Consider the following 15,869-nt stretch of genomic DNA (forward strand, 5'->3'; position numbering starts at 1 on the left):
GAAATGACCATGAACGATCGCATTCGCGTCGCGGTACTCGACGATTATCAGCAGGTCGCCCGCACCATGGCGGACTGGTCGCCCGTGGAAGCACGAGCGGAACTCACGATCTTCCACGACCACCTCCACGATCACGACGCCCTCGTCCGGCGGCTGGCCCCGTTCGACGTGCTCTGCGTGATGCGCGAACGCACCGCGCTCACGGCGGACCTGATCGCCGCCCTGCCCCGTCTGCGTCTCATCGCCTCCACGGGGCTGGCCAATGCGTCGATCGACCTGAAAGCCGCCGCGGAGCACGGCGTCGCGGTGGTCAATACGGATTACTCGTCGACACCCACCATCGAGTTTACTTGGTCGGCGATCCTGGGTCTGGCGCGCGACATTGCGGGTGAAGCCGCGTCCGTCCGCTCGGGAGGATGGCAGACGGGCCTGGGCACCGAGCTGGGCGGCAAGACGCTGGGCATCCTCGGGCTGGGTCGGATCGGGTCGAAGGTGGCACGGATCGGGCAGGTCTTCGGCATGCAAGTGATCGCCTGGAGCGAGAACCTGCAGGAGGAAACGGCCAGTGCACTGGGTGTACGCCGGGTCAGCAAGCAGGCGCTGCTCTCACAGTCCGACTTTCTCACGATTCACACGCGTCTCAGCGAGCGCACGCGCGGCATCATCGGCGCCCCCGAACTTGCCACGATGAAGCCGGGCGCGCGCCTGATCAACAGCTCCCGCGGCCCGATCGTCGACGAGGCCGCCCTGGTCGACGCGTTGATCAGCGGACGCATCGCCGGGGCCGCGGTCGACGTGTACGAGACCGAACCTCTGCCTGCGGACCACCCGTTCCGCGACCTGCCCAACGTGCTGGCGACGCCACACATCGGCTATGTCACGGAGGAAATGTACCGGACGTTCTACGGCGACTCGGTCAGAAACATCGTAGAGTGGCTGGGCAGGCGGACCTGAAAAGAACTCAGAAGGACGCGACTTTCCTGCCGCCCTTCGCGGCCTCGTCTTCATGATCGTCGCTGCCCTTGGGCTTGACCGTCATCAGTTCCAGCGGCTTGCCATCGGGCTGGCGTATCGACCAGCCATGCTGCAGCTCGGCGAGATCGTTGAGCTGTGGGCAGATCAGGTCGGTACGCTTCTCCAGCGCCTTCGAGCGCTTGTTCATCTCGCCGTCGAGGGATTTTTCCAGCGATTCCGCACGCGCCTGCAAAGCGGCTACCTTGCTGGAGTCGCCGGACAGAGCCGCTGTCACGGCGCTGGACGTGACCGACCCGACCAGTTCGCCAACGCTGTCGGAAATCGAACCGCCGATCGTCTCCTCCATCCGGTCGCCGGACCAGTGGCCGGCACCCAGACCTTCGTCGATCTCACGCAAGGCCTGGGCCTGCTTACGCTTCAGCTTCTCCAGCATGGCGGCCCGCTGGTCGCCGTCGGCGAACGACAGTGTCACCGTGGTCATCGCCGCAAAACCAAGCTGGATGCCCTCACGGGCGATCGTCGCGACTTGGGGCACGAGCTTGCGGACGCCATCCTCGTAACGGCGCAGCGCCTCGGCATCGGTCTGGGAGACGGCAACCTGCTTGCCATCCACGCGCACCGTACCGTCATGAAGAAAGATCTGGGCCGGCGTGCCGTCCTTGCGATGGAAAGACAGGCCCGAACTCGTGACGTCGACATCGTAAGGCGTGGAGTAATCGCTCTTGCAGGTGTCGGTGCTGAAGTTGATCGTCCGCGCACCGACGGCGCTGGCGGTAAGCACCGCTACGGCGGCGAGCGTGCCGGTGATCGTTGAACGGCGCATGGCCCTGCTCCCTGAGATGGATGACGCCGACTCAGATGCGGCCGGCTCGCTCATGGTTTAAACCGATGCGATGAACGACGCATGGGCTGCAGGTCACGGGATGACGTTCGGCACGGTCAGGAAGCGATGCCGCGTTCGCGGGCGTACTCGGACAGACGACTGTCGTGGTCGAGCCCCAGCTTTCGCATCGCGTCGCGCTTTTGCCGGCTCACCGTCTTGACACTGCGACTGAGGCGCTCCGCGATCTGCGAGATCGACATCCCGCCGACATAGAGCCGCACGACCTCCATCTCCCGCGCCGACAGACGCGACGCGTCGCTGGGCGCCTGTACGCCCGCCTCGTCGAACTGCCGGCGGATCGTATCGCTGAGAAACGGACGGCCATTGGCGGCCTGCCTGACGGCGACAGCCACTTCCCTGAGGGGTGCGCGCTTGTCGCATAGTCCGAGCGCGCCGCGCGCTCGCATGGCCTGCAGCACGGCGGCGTTGTTGACCATCGTAAGCACGACGACGGGCAACCTGGGGTAACGACGACGGATGAGATCGATCAGGCCGAGCCCATCGCCGTGACGACCGCCCGGCATCGAAAAGTCGGTGACCACGACATCGCACGGACACGCGGCGAGTACGTCGAGCAAGCGATCGCCGTTGGCTGCCTCACCGACCACCTCGATGTCACCGGTAGCCTCGAGCGCGGCGCGCGTACCCATCAGGACTACCGGATGATCGTCGGCAATGATCGTTCGCAGAACCATGTTTTCCCTCAGCGGCGGAAATGCGCAGCCGCTTTCCATGCAATATGTTACTTCTGTTCGCATCGCGGAGATTACAGTAAAGCTCCGTTCGTGGTCGAAGGAACGCCATGAAGCTATTGAGAAAATTGGTCAAATTGGGATGTCTCGCCATCGCTTGGGGCGCGGCCCTCGACACGGCGTACGCGGGTGATCACCCACCGTTTGCATCGGCATCGCTCTGGCAGAGCGATGGGCGCACGACGGACGATCACGCGTGGGCGTTACCATCATCGTCGGAAGCCGATGTCCCGCTGAGCGAGGACGAACGACGCTGGCTGGCGACGCTTCCGGTATTGCGCATCGGCATCGATCCGACAGCCGCACCGCTATCGATGATCGGCCGGGATGGCGAAGCCGAGGGTCTGTCGATCGACTATCTGGAGGCCGCGCTGCACGCACTCGGCCTCAGGACGCGGACGGTACCGACAACGGACTGGCATGAGGCGGTACGCGCCGCGTCAGCCGGCGACATCGATGTACTCCCGGCCGCGTCGGCGCGTAACGCGGAACTCGGCAGGCATTTCATCTTTTCGGCGCCCTACGCCGAATTTCCGGTGATGATCGTCACCCGGGAGGATTTCGCCACCATCGGCGACAGTCACGACCTCGCGGGACGGCATGTCGCGGCCAACCTGTCCCAGGGCGCCGTGGCCGCAGCGGTCAAGGCGATACCTGGCGTCGGCGTCATCGATGTCCGGACCACAGCGGATGGATTGCAGGCCGTGGCCACGGGCACGGCGGAGGCTTACGTCGGTGACATCGCCACCGCGGAGGCGCTGATCCGGCGCGATTATCCGGCGAAACTCAAGCTGGCCGCCCCGACGAACGAGCGCGCTGAACTCACCGTCGCCGTGTCGGCTCGCTACGCCCCCCTGGTCCCGTTGATCGACCGGGCTCTGGCCCGCTTGCCGGAACGCCGCTCGCAGTCGATCCGCAATACGTGGCTGCGTTCGCACTACACGTGGGGTGGGTCCTGGACGGAGATCGCACGCAAGGTCGGGCCAGCGGGCGTGCTCGCACTGCTGTTGCTGATGGCCGTGTCGTACGCCTACCTCCAGCTACGCAGGGAAACGCGAAGGCGCGTGCGCAGCGAAGCGCAACTGGCCGATGTCACACGCCATATGCCGGCCGTCGTCTATCGCTTCATGTACCGGACCGATGGTCCCATCACCTTCATCTACGTCGGCGGCAACCCGGAGCCCATGTTCGGCATCGACGCGGAAACGATCCTTCGCGACGAACGTCGCGCCTTCGAACGGGTGGACGAACGCGACCAGTCATCGCTCCTGGCTGCGATGGCGCAGAGTGCCGCGACGTTGCAACCCCTGCATGCGGAGCTTCGAGTCAGGGATGTCGCACCGGAGCGCTGGGTGGCGTCCCACGCCTTGCCACGGCGCGTCGGCGACGCCGTCGAATTCACCGGCTACTGGATCGATGTGTCGGAACGCCACCGGCAGTCGAGCCAGCTGGCCTCGGCAAAGCTCGCAGCCGAAGCCGCCACTCAGGCAAAGAGCCGATTTCTGGCCACCATGAGTCACGAAATCCGCACGCCGATGCATGGAGTCCTCGGCACGCTCGAAATCCTGGGTGAAACCGAACTGGACGAGGCACAACGGCGACTGCTGACCACGGCGGAGAGCTCGGCCGAGGCACTGCTGCAAATCCTGGACGATGTGCTGGATTTTTCGCGGATCGAGGCGGGCCGCGTCCTGCTCGATCCCTCACCCGTGGACATCCGCTCACTGGTATCCGGAGTCATCGACCTTCATCGCTGGCAAGCGGGCAAGAAGGGCCTGCGACTGGGCACTCGCATCGATCCCCGTCTTGCGGCATGCCTTCTTGTGGATAGCAGCCGTCTGCGCCAGATTCTCCTGAATCTGGTCAGCAACGCGGTGAAATTCACGGAGGAAGGCGGCGTCGAGCTGACGGTCGACGTCGTCGAGGACGCACATGAAGTCCAGGCCGTGCGCTTCTGCATCGGCGACACGGGGATAGGGGTTGCGGCCGACGATATCGAGCGGTTGTTTTCTCCGTTCAGTCAGGCCGAAGCGTCGACCGCACGACGTTTCGGCGGTAGTGGACTGGGCCTGACCATCAGTCGCAGCCTCGTCGAACTCCTGCATGGGCAGATCGCCATGAGCGGTTCGCCAGGCCAGGGGACGCGGGTCACCGTGGACCTCAGCCTTCCCGTCTGCGAGGCGACGAGTCCCACCCACACCGTGCCCGAGCCAACCGGCACCGTGGCGCGTACGTGCCATGTGCTGGTCGCCGAGGACCACGCGATCAACCGCGAACTCGTCGCCGCGCAACTCGAACGCCTCGGCCATCCCTACCGAATCGCGAACGACGGCGCTGAAGCGCTGGCCATCGCCGGGCAGTGGCGTGTCGACGTGCTCCTCACCGACATCCACATGCCCGTCATGGACGGACATGAACTCATACGCGCACTTCGCGAGCGCGGCGAAACGATGCGCATCGTCGCCATGACGGCGGATGTCATGGCGACGGAACGGGATCGGTGCCTGGCCGATGGCGTAGATGCGTTCGTCACCAAGCCGCTGCGACTGGCGACCCTGCGCGACGCGATCGTACCGCCGGCAGACGAGCCGCAGACGACCAGCGATTCGTGGGACTTCGACCTGTGGCGCGAAACCTTCGGGGATCTGACGGCACTTCCCGCGATGGTCGATCGCTTCGCCGCGGGCCTTCGCCACGACGTCGGCGAACTGCGTGCCGCGGCAACGCCCGGCGCCGCAGGCGAACGGCTGCATCGCATACTCGGGGGTATGCGCATTTTCGGCGTGTCGCCGGAGGCGATCAGCGTCGAAGCACTCCAGCGCGCACTCGTATCAGGTACAGGAGCGGAGGACGCCATGGCACGGCTAGCCGACGTGCCCCCGTTACTGGATCGCTTCGTGGCCCGGCTGCGGGACGCCGTGCAGCACGGACACCTAACTTGAGGACTTTCTCAAAAGAAAAGTCGATTTTTCAGAATCGTCTGATTCTTTGTCTCAGTGTCTCAAGTCCATCCTGTCAGGTAACGCGATCGCGCGGGGACGGAGGCAAGCATGAGCGGGCACATCATCGAGTACCACATCGCCGACGTAGGGGATGCCTGGGGCATTTTCCGCGATGGCATGCAGATCGCTGTCCGCACCGATGCGGCGGACGCCATCGCTTTCGCCAACTTCTTCGCCGATCGCGAGACGCTCATGGGCCGGCAACGTGTGCACGTATCGGCTGACAGGGTGCTACATCGGACCCTGCGCGACCTGCGCAGAGCCGCCTGAGGGTCAGCGCCCGGTCGCGCCGCCGAGGTTGGTCATGTCCAGGTGCAGCAGGCGCAGCCGCGCGATGTGCCGGCCCACCGCCGCACGGTCACCGGATGACGCCTCGAGACGAAGAAACGCCTCAAGCAGGCGATGTTCCATCTGTTCGAGAGTGCGTATCCAGGTCACGTCGGGATCGTGAGACAGCTTTACCGTCGCTTCCATCATCGTCCGACGAACGCCACTCATGGCGCCACCGACCAGCGCAGGCTTACCACCGGTGGCGCTCACCTGACCCTGCAGATCGCCCGCAATGGCGGTCAGGGAGTCGGCGGACTCTTCAAGGATCGCGCGGAGCCCCGGCTCGCGGACGCTACGGGCCGCCTGACGATAGAGATCCCGATCCGCGATGACGCGGCGGATCAGCCCATTCACGACACGGATCGAAGTACGTTCCATGGGGCGGACGTTAGCCCCCCGGGACTTAGCGCCCCCTAAATGCGGCCTGTCCCGGTCAGCCAGCGGTCATTCGCCGCTCTCGAGCAGAAGCAGCGGGTGCCCGCTGGCATCGCGCAGCCCTGACTGGAGGTCGAGCAACTGGCGGATGGACGGGCACAAGGCCTGTACACGGGGCCTCAGTGCGTTTTCCACGCGGGTCATGACACGCGCCTGCCCGCCAGTGGACACCGACGCGACCCTGTCACGAAGCGCGGCCGCACCCTGAAGATCGCCGTTCATCGCAAGCTGCATCGCTTCGCCTCCCACGTCCTCGGTCAGGATGGGCGTTATGTCGGAAACGATTTCCTGCGCGTAGGCGCGCATCGCGTCTTCCTGCCAGTCGCGGGTGCTCTGGCTGGCGGCAATACGGCGCTTGATGTCGGCCACCCGCGCATTCAGGGCGCGATCGAGATCGCCGCTCGCCGCCGCACCCGGAGCCGCCGTCGCCGCCTCATCGCGTACCGCCTGGGCAGCGATGTCGACCCCATCGCTCGCCAGGGCCTTCGCTTTGGGTAACAACGCACGGACGCTTCGCTCGAACAACGCGACGCGATCCTGCTCGTCGGGCCTGAGGCTGACGTCCCGGCCATCCGTGGACAGCGATCCGTCGTGCATTCGCACGGTGCGGGGAGCGACCTCCGGCCGCTCGAACAGCAGCGCATCAGGCCGTACGGTCAGATCGTAGCTGCTTGCGATGCGGCAGCTGTGATCGAGATCCTGGGCTGCGGCACCGCCCGCGAAGCAGAAGGCCAGTACGAATGCGGTCAGGCGAGCGGTCATGAAGGATCCCGGCGAAAGTGACTCGATACCTTCCGCCGGACTAATCCTCGCTGAACCGTTCTCACAGACCCGATGCCAGAAACTGCTGCCGGACACGCACGCTGCCGAGCGCCCACGCCAGCCAGCCCAGCAGGGGCACCGACACGACCTTGAGAATGACGCTCACCAGCATGATGGTGTGCTGCCTGCTTGCGACCGCCACCAGATCCGGCGGCAGGCCCGGCTGACCGAGCACGACGCCGATCTGTTGCCACTGACCGTAGGCGAACCAGGCCGTGTAAGCCGCCCAGACCATGAGCAACAGGGCGACGAGGCGCATCGCATCCCGAGCCCATGCACGCCAGCGCAGTGTGGACAGCGCGACGACCATGATGCCGAACGCGGCCAGCGTGTAACCCACCGACCAGGCCAGGGCGATGCGGGGACTTGGGCCGCCGGCTACGGCTTCCTCCGTGAGCGCCCCGGCCGCATGCGCAACGACCACGGACGCATAGGCATTGATCACGAAGCCCGCCGCGGCGAGCAGCATGACCAGCCATACGACGATGCGCCACGGCGCGAAGGGGCGTGCATTGCGGGATGCCTGGAGCACGCTCAGGCACCCGCCTTCTTGAACTGGTCGAGATCGGACAACACCTGACCGGAGTTCTTCTCCGGGTCGACGTCCTTGTAAACCTTGACGATCTTGCCGGCCGGGTCGATCAGGAAGGTTTCGCGGCGGGCGTACTTCATGCCGAGCTTGTTGTTGAGCACGTCGTACTTCACGGCCGTGGCGCCATCGGCGTCCGACAGGAGCGGGAACGGCACGTGATACTTCTCGGCGAACTCGGCGTGCGACTTGACGTCGTCGAGGCTGACGCCGACCACGTCCGCGCCGGCCTTGTGCAGCTTGGCGATGTCGTCGCGGAAGGTGCAGACCTCGGTGGTGCAACCGGCCGTGAAGTCCTTCGGATAGAAGTACATCACCAGCCACTTGCCCTTATGGGTGTCGAGGGTGTGCCAGTCACCCTTCTGATCCTGCAGGCGGAAATCCGGGGCCTTCTCGCCGGCGACCGGGGTGGCGGCCCAGGCGGCGGCGGTAACTAGGGACAGGGCGATGACGCTGAGGAGGCGGCGCATGGGAGAAACCTCAAAGGGATGGAATAGGGTGAGTGTACTCGCCGGCCTCCCGGGGTGGCCTCACCCCACTCTGCCGGCCATAAAAAAAGGGCGCCCGATCGGGCGCCCCTCGAAACTCACCGCGGTCGCGATTACTTGCTGCCGAGACGCTCGATTTCGAACTTGCTCAGATCCACGCCGAGGTTGAAGCCACGGCCGGTGCCGGTGACGGCAAGCGAGACTTCGCCCTTGGTCATGGCGGCGCTCTCGGCGCTCTTCACGACACCCGCGTTGGCGCCGCCCGAAGCGTATTCGCCGTAGATTTCGCTGATGCCCTTGACGTTGGTGAACTCGCCCTTGCCGCCTTCGATGCTGAACTTGCCAGCCGTCAGACCGCCGCCACGAACGTGGATGAGCACGTCGGCGCTCTGGCCGTTGTCGCAACGGACGTGGCCGCGGCCGTCAGCCTTCTTGTAGATGGCGGCCCAGCCGGTGGTGCTGAAGGTCATGTGGCACTTCGTTGCGGCGGTCGACTCGGCCTTCGCCGGCTGCACCGTGAAAGCACCTGCCGCGGCCACTGCGATAATGGCCATACCCGCGATGCGCTTGATCATGTTGATTCTCCGTAAGAGTGAGTGGCAGGGACTGTGTGTGGGCGGATTCTCCACTCACGAATGTGAAGAAATGCGGAGTCCCGCCGTGGCCGTTCAGGAAGCTGCAGGCTACGTGGACGCCCGGTGAACCCATCTCGCCGCGTCGACATGGCCGATCTACTATCGAACCCGTTCGTCAGAGAAGGTTGAGAGAACTGCCATGCCCAGGAACATCCTCGTCGGCTACGACGGCTCGGAAACCGCCCGTCGCGCCTACCTGTTCGCCATCGAACTAGCCGCCTGCGCCCAGGCCAGCGTGCACGTGGTCTCCGTCTGGCAGCTCGACAACGGCGCCGACACGTCGGCTCTCATGATGAGCGACAACGGCAGGGACCGCCTCGATGCCCTGCGGGCCGAAATCGCCGCGCTCCAGTCCGCGCCGGGTATACAGGTGGAGGTGGGCATGGTTCACGGCAGCCCGGGCGACGCCCTGCTCTCGTACGTGGCTCAGCATGGGGTCGACCATATCGTCATCGGACACACCGAGCGGGGCGCCCTGGCCCGCTGGCTGGTCGGTTCGACCTCGACCGACGTGCTGGCCAAGGCACACGTTCCCGTGACCGTGGTGCGCTAATCGCCTGGCTTTGTCACAATTCGGCAATGCCCCGGGGGGCAACACGTCAAGCGATCGAGGAACACCTTAAGTGAGCTACGCCACTACCTTGCCATGGACGCTCGAACAACTGGACCTCTCGCGCATCGACGTCGAGAAGGTCAGGCACAACGAAGACCTGTTCCTCCTGCTGTGCAGCTCGTCGTTCGTCGAGAGCGGTTCGGACCTGTACACGCACAACCTCGTCGATCATTTTGCCGGTGACGACGAGCTGCAGGCCTGGCTCCGCGATCACTGGGAGCACGAGGAGATGCAGCATGGCCGCGCACTGGCGGCCTACGTTCGCCATGTATGGCCCGAGTTCGACTGGGACGAAGGCTTCAGGAACTTCTTCGCGCATTACGGTTCCGTCTGCACCGCCGAAGAACTCGAGCCTAACCGTGGCCTCGAACTGGCGGCGCGCTGCGTCGTCGAAACAGGCACCGCCAGCCTCTATCGCGCGCTCAACGACGTCACCGATGAGCCGGTGCTGCGCGAACTGACCAACCACATCAAGAGCGACGAAGTGCGTCATTACAAGCACTTCTACCAGCACTTCCGGATCTATCGAAAGCGCGACGGTATCGGTCGTTTCAGCACGTTGCGCGTGCTGGTCAAGCGCCTGAGCGAGATCAAGAACGAGGACAGCGACATCGCACTGCGCCACGTCTTCAACGTGCGGTATCCGGAGAAAGCGCACGACGACGCGGAATTCCGGCGCGTCACCAGCAAGGCGGAAGGCCTCCTCAAACGGCATATTCCCGCGGAAATGACCGTAAAAATGCTGCTCCGCCCGCTGGATCTTCCCGCGAAGATGAACGCCATGCTCGAATGGCCGCTGACGCGGATCACCGAGAAGCTGTTCCTGCACTGATCATTTCTTCTTCGGCAACGGCGTCCATTTGTCGTTGTCGAAGCCGCCGGTCTCGAAGGTAAGGGTGGTTTCGCCACGGGTGATCGTCACGACGTCGATCGTGAGCCGCTTCGTCTTCGCAAGATCCTTGAGGAAGGCGGCGTCGTTGCGGAACAGCAGTGCGGGTTCTCCCGTCGGCGGGCGGAAGGCCTTGATGGTTTTCGGCTTGCCGTCGAAGGTAGCCTTGAGATCGCAGTCGCCCTTGCAGACGAAGCCCTTGCCGCCGGTCGCGTAGAGAAACACGCTCTGGCCCCAGGCGGTATGCCGCCGCAGGATCAGGCGCACCGTCTCTTCGCCCGTGGGGCGCGTGGTCTGGATCGTGGCCGTGCTCTGCGTGCCGCCCTGCATGGGTGAGGTCTGGTAGAGCCACAACGCGGACAGGCGCGCCTTCTCGCTGGCGGCCTTGTAGTTGGTTTCCAGGTCGGCGAGCGTCTTTTTCACCTCGGCGGCGGCTGGCGTATCCGGATATTTGTCGACGATCTCATGTCCCAGCTGCACGGCCGGGCCATCGTTGTGCAGCTTCAGCAACTGCTGGTAGGTCTCGAGCTTCTTCGCCGCTTCGTCGGCCTGATTGTTGGCGACGGGCGCCTGCTCGGCCGGCTGATCCTGCGGTGACGAACAGGCGGCGGTGAGCGCGGTAACGGCGATGAGCGTGGCGAGTCTGCGCATGATCTTGCGATTCCGGCATGGAAAGCCGTAGCTTCGCCCTTCGACGACGCGATTGGCAAGGCGACGCGTAAAATACGCGCACGCTCCCAAGGAAGTCCTCATGTCGTCCATGCCCCCGGCGCCCGTTTTCCTGCTGCGCCATCGCGCCTTCCTGCAGTTCTGGTTCGCCAGGAACGCGTCGAGCTTCGGCTTCCAGATGATGTCGGTCGCGGTGGGCTGGCAGATCTACGAGATCACCGGGCGTGCCCTGGATCTCGGCCTTATCGGCCTCGTGCAGTTCGTGCCCTCGGTATTGCTGGCGCTGCCGGCAGGACATGTCGCGGACCAGTTCGACCGTCGGCGGATCGTTACGCTGTGCCAGGCGATCGAATGGCTCGCCATCGCGGCGCTGGCGGTCTTCAGCTTCACCGGCCATCTGAACGAAGCGGGCATTCTCGCGCTGGTCTTCGTGATCGGCGTCGGCAAGGCGTTCGAGTTTCCGGCGTTGTCGGCGATGCTCCCGGCCATCGTTCCCGCGCATGTGCTTCCACGGGCGATGGCGTCCACCTCCGCCGCCGGACAGGCCGCGATGATCGCCGGTCCGGCGCTTGGTGGCCTGTTGTATATCGCGGGCCCCGCCGCGGTGTACGGCGTGTCCGCCGCGCTCTACCTCGTCGCGTTCACGCTGATGTCGCGCCTGTCGTACGACCACGCGCCGCCCCGCCGTGAGCCGGCGACCCTGAAAACCCTGTTCGCGGGCGTGCACTTCATTCGTCGTCGGCCGGCGGTGTTCGGCGTGATTTCGCTGGACCTGTTCGCGGTGCTGCTGGGTGGCGCTACCGCGCTGCTCCCCATCTTTGCCAAGGACATCCTGCACACGGGCCCCTGGGGCCTGGGCATGCTGCGTGGCGCTCCGGCGGTGGGCGCGCTGCTGATGTCGATCTGGCTGTCACGGCACACGCTCGAGCGCCGGGTCGGGCCGATCATGTTCGCCTCGGTGGCCGGATTCGGTATCGCGACGCTGGTCTTCACCCTGTCCACCTCGCTCTGGCTGTCCATCGTCGCGCTGTTCGCGCTGGGCGCGTTCGACATGGTCAGCATGGTGATCCGCGGCGCGCTGGTGCAGTTGGAGACACCCGACGACATGCGCGGCCGCGTCAGCGCCGTCAATGCCATCTTCATCAACACCTCCAACCAGCTGGGCGAATTCGAGTCGGGGATACTCGCCGCGGCACTTGGCGCGGTCAACGCGACGCTTATCGGCGGCATCGGCACACTGGTCGTGGTCGGGCTCTGGATGTGGTGGTTCCCGTCCCTGCGCCACCGCCAGGGGCTGGTATCCGAGCCGGAGCCCGTCGAAGGCGCCAGCGACACGATCTGACACACCCGTCAAAACGTGTTATTAGGGTGGACGTCTATACCGCCAAAAAGGGGACGTCCACCATGAAGCGCCTGCTCGCCGCCACCCTTGTCGCCCTCGCCGCGCCGGCTTTCGCCGCCCATGAGGGTCCTGCCAGTCTCGATGCCGCCCTCGCCCAGGGCAAGCGCGAGCACAAGCCGGTGCTCGTCGATTTTCAGGCGGTATGGTGTTACTCGTGCTACTTCATGGCCAGTCACGTGCTCAACGGCAAGGAGTGGACGGATCTCAATACCAAGGTGATCTTCTATGAGGCCGACGCCGACCAACCGGCGGACAAGGCCTGGATGACGAAGTGGAACGTGCACTTCCTGCCCACGTACGTGGCCATCGGCCCGGACGGCGAGGAGCTCGGACGCATCCTCGCCGAACGTCCCCGCGACACGTTCTATAAAGAAGTCGGCGGACTGCTCTCCGGCGATGCACGCCTGTCGAAGCAGAAAGCGGATGCCGCGAAGGGCTCGCTCGCCTCGGTGGCCGACGTACTCGACACCTACCAGCTGCGCTATCAGGGCACCGAAGGCATGGCATGGTTCGACACGCTGCCACCGATGGTCCGCAACGTGTCCGACAAGGACAAACGCGTCGCGCTCGCCAAGCAGCGTCTGCTTCTGCTCCAGGCGAAGGAGAAGAAGGATGATGCCGCGATCGTTGCCGCGGCGACCAAGATTCTCGACGGCAATATCGGCTGCGATCGTCCGTACGTACTCGACGATCTGATCGGTGCCACCGAAGCGCGACATCCCGACTCGCGCACTGCCGCACTGCGCCCGCAGAAGGCGCCGTACGAGCAGTTCATCGCGGCGCAGGTCTTCACCGCTGCTCCCGCATGTGCCGATCAGCGAAGCGCCGTACTGACGGCTGCCGATCTCGATGCGGCGCTTGGCGATCACGAGGGTGAGCAGGCCGTCCTGCGCAAGGCGATCGATCTAAGCCGCGAGAAGCTGCACGGCGACCTCAGGAGCGATCGCAATCTCGCCGACAACCTGCGCGTCTACCTCGTGCGGGCGAAGGCGGGCGATGAGCTCGACACGCTGGAAAAGCAGCTCATCGCGGCGTACCCGGACGATTACGTGTACAGCTACCGCTATGGACGCCGCCTCGTCGAGAAAGGCGATGCTGCCGGCGGGCTCCCGTATCTGGACGCGGCGGCCACGAAGGCCTATGGCGCGAATCGCTTTACGGTAGCGACGTTCCGGGTAAAGGCGCTTCGTGCACTCCATCGCGATGGCGAGGCGAAAAAGGTGGTGGCGGAGACCATCGCGGCGGAAGGCAAGGCCTTTCCGGAGCAGAGCAAGAAGCTGCAGGAGTCGTTGGCCGCTGCCGGCTGAGACGGGGCCGCCGGACACCGGGGCGAGCCGGCAGCGGACCCCGGTTCCACATCGTCACTCAGCTCTGTGACGTCCCGTAAACCACCGAATCCAGGTGCTCCACCTTCGCAATCGTGTCGAGCGAGACCGTCGCCGACCATTCGGGGCGGGCGGGGTCGATCAGCTTGACCACGCCGTTGACGCCTTCGGTGCCGGCTGGGTCCACAAAATTCTGCACCGTGGGCACCACCGCCACGACGCCCTCCATCCGCGAGCCGTCCCGCAGATGCAGCACGACCTTCGCGTTATCCCTCAGTTCCCCGATGAGCGCCTGAAGGCGCTCGATGGATCCGGGGCCAGTGTGAATCGTCTCGGCTTCGCGGCTCATGGCATCGCTCCTCGTGAACAAGATCCCAGACGCTACTCTCCGCCCGTCGATGGAATGTCTACGTGGCACGCTGCTAACCTGCGCCTCCCTCCACGCGCGAGTCAGCCATGATCACCGTCCATCACCTGAACAACTCGCGCTCACAGCGCGTCCTGTGGCTGCTGGAGGAACTCGGCGTGCCGTACGAGATCGTCCGCTACGAACGCGACCCGAAGACGATGCTGGCACCCAAGGCGCTTCGCGCCATCCATCCGCTGGGCAAATCGCCGGTAGTGGTCGACGGCGACATCACCGTGGCGGAGTCGGGCGCGATCATCGAATACCTGGTCGGTCGATACGGCAACGGGCGACTGAAACCACCCGCGGATACCGCCGATGCGCGGCGTTACACCTATTTTCTGCACTACGCGGAAGGCTCGGCCATGCCACCGCTCCTGCTCAAGCTGGTGTTCGTCCGCATGGAGAGCGCCCCGGTGCCGTTCTTTGCGAAGCCGGTGGCACGAATGATGGCGAAGGGCGGGCAGAAAACGTTCATCGATCCGCAGCTCAAGCTGCACCTGGACTATCTGGAAGGCGAAATCGGCCAGTCAGGCTGGTTCGCCGGTGACGAGTTCACGGCCGCCGACATCCAGATGAGTTTCCCGCTGGAAGCCGCCGCAAGCCGGGGCGGACTGGACGCGTCGCGCCCTCGCCTCACCGCCTTCCTCGACCGGATCCACGCACGTCCGGCCTATCAGGCGGCCCTGAAACGTGGCGGCGATTACGACCTGGCGCCGAAGCCGCCCCGCTGAATCGCCGTTCAATCGCACCCTCGGCTGTTTACACCGTGCTCACGGCGGGGATCGCAAAGTCGATCCCCGTCCGCATCACTTGAGAGGGAGTCACCATGAGCAGAAATCGTGAATTCGCGCGTCAGGTCGAAAGCGCCGTCAACGGTGTATCGGGGCGCGTCCGTCACTACGCCGATGAGGCGCAGAGCTCGGGCAACGATCTGCTCGATCGCACCCGTCGCGTCACCAACAAGTTCGCCAGCCGCAGCACCGGTCGTCGTGCGCGCTACCTGGCCGAGGATTTCGCCGACGAGGCGACCTATCAGTATCGCAAGCTGCGCAAGCAGGTCCGTCGCAACCCGGGCGTCACCATCGGCATCGCCGCGGCAGCCATCGGCACCTTCCTGCTGATCCGCCACGCGCTGCGCGACGACGACTGATCGACGTCGAACCGCCCGACGAAAGGCCGGAATCACTTCCGGCCTTTTTTATTGCCCGAGGTTTTTGCTATCGAAGCGATCGGGTTCAGCCATCGATCACGGTGTCGGCGGCATCGACTCGGCGTGCTGTTCGACAATCTTGTCGACGTGCCAGGTAACGCGCGACGCATCCATCGGCGCATTCTTCGAGTGAACCTCGGTGATCTTCAGCAGGTACTCGTTACCTGGCTTCCAGTCGAGGCCCTCGACCGGCACGTATGTCACCTGCCACGGTTTGCTCGGCTCCTCGCGGTACTGAAGGCATTCGGTCTTCATAACGCCGTTGGTGCATGGCACCTTGCTGCCGGCGATATACAGCAGCCGCGATGTCGAGCCCTGCTGGGGCGAGGTCGCGCACGCAGCGAGCGTGACGACGGCAACAGTGAGCAAAGGAAGGCGCATGGCAGGAATTCCGCAGTCGGTTGCGTTCATGGATAACAGCCCCGCCATCGACATGACGTG

19 protein-coding genes are annotated in these 15,869 nt (G+C 64.8%); 9 read left to right on the forward strand and 10 right to left on the reverse strand.

Annotation, left to right across the window (positions count from 1 at the left end):
• Positions 1-9: 9 nt before the first annotated feature.
• Complete coding sequence (locus tag B5X73_RS17630) at positions 10-954, forward strand: D-2-hydroxyacid dehydrogenase family protein (protein WP_217699789.1); 945 nt, start codon at positions 10-12, stop codon at positions 952-954.
• A 7-nt stretch (positions 955-961) separates the two neighbouring features.
• On the opposite strand, the gene B5X73_RS17635 is transcribed toward B5X73_RS17630, so the two are convergent.
• Complete coding sequence (locus B5X73_RS17635) at positions 962-1,798, reverse strand: DUF2884 family protein (RefSeq protein ID WP_176167880.1); 837 nt, start codon at positions 1,796-1,798, stop codon at positions 962-964.
• Between the two features lie 116 nt (positions 1,799-1,914).
• Complete coding sequence (locus B5X73_RS17640; protein WP_036109944.1) at positions 1,915-2,553, reverse strand: response regulator; 639 nt, start codon at positions 2,551-2,553, stop codon at positions 1,915-1,917.
• A 107-nt stretch (positions 2,554-2,660) separates the two neighbouring features.
• Between B5X73_RS17640 and B5X73_RS17645 the strand changes: the two genes are divergently transcribed.
• A complete protein-coding gene (locus B5X73_RS17645) occupies positions 2,661-5,552 on the forward strand; it encodes an ATP-binding protein (protein WP_079522731.1) in 2,892 nt (963 codons plus the stop codon).
• A 108-nt stretch (positions 5,553-5,660) separates the two neighbouring features.
• Positions 5,661-5,882, forward strand: coding sequence for a hypothetical protein (locus tag B5X73_RS17650; RefSeq protein ID WP_079522732.1), 222 nt, complete (start codon positions 5,661-5,663; stop codon positions 5,880-5,882).
• Positions 5,883-5,885: 3 nt separating this feature from the next.
• Here the strand turns inward: B5X73_RS17650 and B5X73_RS17655 are convergent, their stop codons facing one another.
• The 5 genes from B5X73_RS17655 to B5X73_RS17675 all read right to left on the reverse strand — a co-directional run bounded on the left by B5X73_RS17655 (position 5,886) and on the right by B5X73_RS17675 (position 8,851).
• Positions 5,886-6,320 (reverse strand): PA2169 family four-helix-bundle protein, encoded by a 435-nt coding sequence (locus tag B5X73_RS17655; protein WP_036109934.1) that lies wholly within the window; start codon positions 6,318-6,320, stop codon positions 5,886-5,888.
• A 66-nt stretch (positions 6,321-6,386) separates the two neighbouring features.
• Positions 6,387-7,139, reverse strand: coding sequence for a DUF2884 family protein (locus B5X73_RS17660; RefSeq protein WP_079522733.1), 753 nt, complete (start codon positions 7,137-7,139; stop codon positions 6,387-6,389).
• A 61-nt stretch (positions 7,140-7,200) separates the two neighbouring features.
• Positions 7,201-7,731, reverse strand: coding sequence for a hypothetical protein (locus B5X73_RS17665; RefSeq protein WP_079522734.1), 531 nt, complete (start codon positions 7,729-7,731; stop codon positions 7,201-7,203).
• Positions 7,732-7,733: 2 nt separating this feature from the next.
• Positions 7,734-8,258 carry a peroxiredoxin gene (locus B5X73_RS17670; protein ID WP_043696203.1) on the reverse strand — a complete coding sequence of 175 codons (525 nt, stop codon included), beginning with the start codon at positions 8,256-8,258 and terminating at the stop codon, positions 7,734-7,736.
• A 131-nt stretch (positions 8,259-8,389) separates the two neighbouring features.
• Positions 8,390-8,851, reverse strand: coding sequence for a hypothetical protein (locus B5X73_RS17675; RefSeq protein WP_036109922.1), 462 nt, complete (start codon positions 8,849-8,851; stop codon positions 8,390-8,392).
• A gap of 199 nt (positions 8,852-9,050) precedes the next feature.
• Here B5X73_RS17675 and B5X73_RS17680 point away from each other — a divergent pair, with 199 nt between their 5' ends.
• Positions 9,051-9,464 (forward strand): universal stress protein, encoded by a 414-nt coding sequence (locus tag B5X73_RS17680; RefSeq protein WP_079522735.1) that lies wholly within the window; start codon positions 9,051-9,053, stop codon positions 9,462-9,464.
• Positions 9,465-9,534: 70 nt separating this feature from the next.
• Positions 9,535-10,356 carry a ferritin-like domain-containing protein gene (locus B5X73_RS17685; protein WP_079522736.1) on the forward strand — a complete coding sequence of 274 codons (822 nt, stop codon included), beginning with the start codon at positions 9,535-9,537 and terminating at the stop codon, positions 10,354-10,356.
• Here the strand turns inward: B5X73_RS17685 and B5X73_RS17690 are convergent, their stop codons facing one another.
• A complete protein-coding gene (locus tag B5X73_RS17690) occupies positions 10,357-11,064 on the reverse strand; it encodes a hypothetical protein (protein ID WP_079522737.1) in 708 nt (235 codons plus the stop codon).
• Positions 11,065-11,164: 100 nt separating this feature from the next.
• Between B5X73_RS17690 and B5X73_RS17695 the strand changes: the two genes are divergently transcribed.
• Positions 11,165-12,424, forward strand: coding sequence for an MFS transporter (locus B5X73_RS17695; RefSeq protein ID WP_079522738.1), 1,260 nt, complete (start codon positions 11,165-11,167; stop codon positions 12,422-12,424).
• Positions 12,425-12,486: 62 nt separating this feature from the next.
• Complete coding sequence (locus B5X73_RS17700; RefSeq protein ID WP_079522739.1) at positions 12,487-13,791, forward strand: thioredoxin family protein; 1,305 nt, start codon at positions 12,487-12,489, stop codon at positions 13,789-13,791.
• Between the two features lie 58 nt (positions 13,792-13,849).
• On the opposite strand, the gene B5X73_RS17705 is transcribed toward B5X73_RS17700, so the two are convergent.
• Positions 13,850-14,158, reverse strand: coding sequence for a DUF3247 family protein (locus B5X73_RS17705; RefSeq protein WP_079522740.1), 309 nt, complete (start codon positions 14,156-14,158; stop codon positions 13,850-13,852).
• 107 nt (positions 14,159-14,265) lie between these two features.
• Here B5X73_RS17705 and B5X73_RS17710 point away from each other — a divergent pair, with 107 nt between their 5' ends.
• Both B5X73_RS17710 and B5X73_RS17715 read left to right on the forward strand, forming a co-directional pair.
• Positions 14,266-14,949 (forward strand): glutathione S-transferase, encoded by a 684-nt coding sequence (locus B5X73_RS17710; RefSeq protein WP_079522741.1) that lies wholly within the window; start codon positions 14,266-14,268, stop codon positions 14,947-14,949.
• A 95-nt stretch (positions 14,950-15,044) separates the two neighbouring features.
• Positions 15,045-15,368, forward strand: coding sequence for a hypothetical protein (locus B5X73_RS17715; protein WP_036109896.1), 324 nt, complete (start codon positions 15,045-15,047; stop codon positions 15,366-15,368).
• A 96-nt stretch (positions 15,369-15,464) separates the two neighbouring features.
• On the opposite strand, the gene B5X73_RS17720 is transcribed toward B5X73_RS17715, so the two are convergent.
• Positions 15,465-15,809, reverse strand: a complete 345-nt coding sequence (locus tag B5X73_RS17720) for a DUF4377 domain-containing protein (protein ID WP_176167881.1) — start codon at positions 15,807-15,809, stop codon at positions 15,465-15,467.
• Positions 15,810-15,869 lie beyond the last annotated feature (60 nt).

This window comes from Luteibacter sp. 22Crub2.1, from assembly GCF_900167995.1.
Lineage (GTDB): Bacteria > Pseudomonadota > Gammaproteobacteria > Xanthomonadales > Rhodanobacteraceae > Luteibacter > Luteibacter mycovicinus.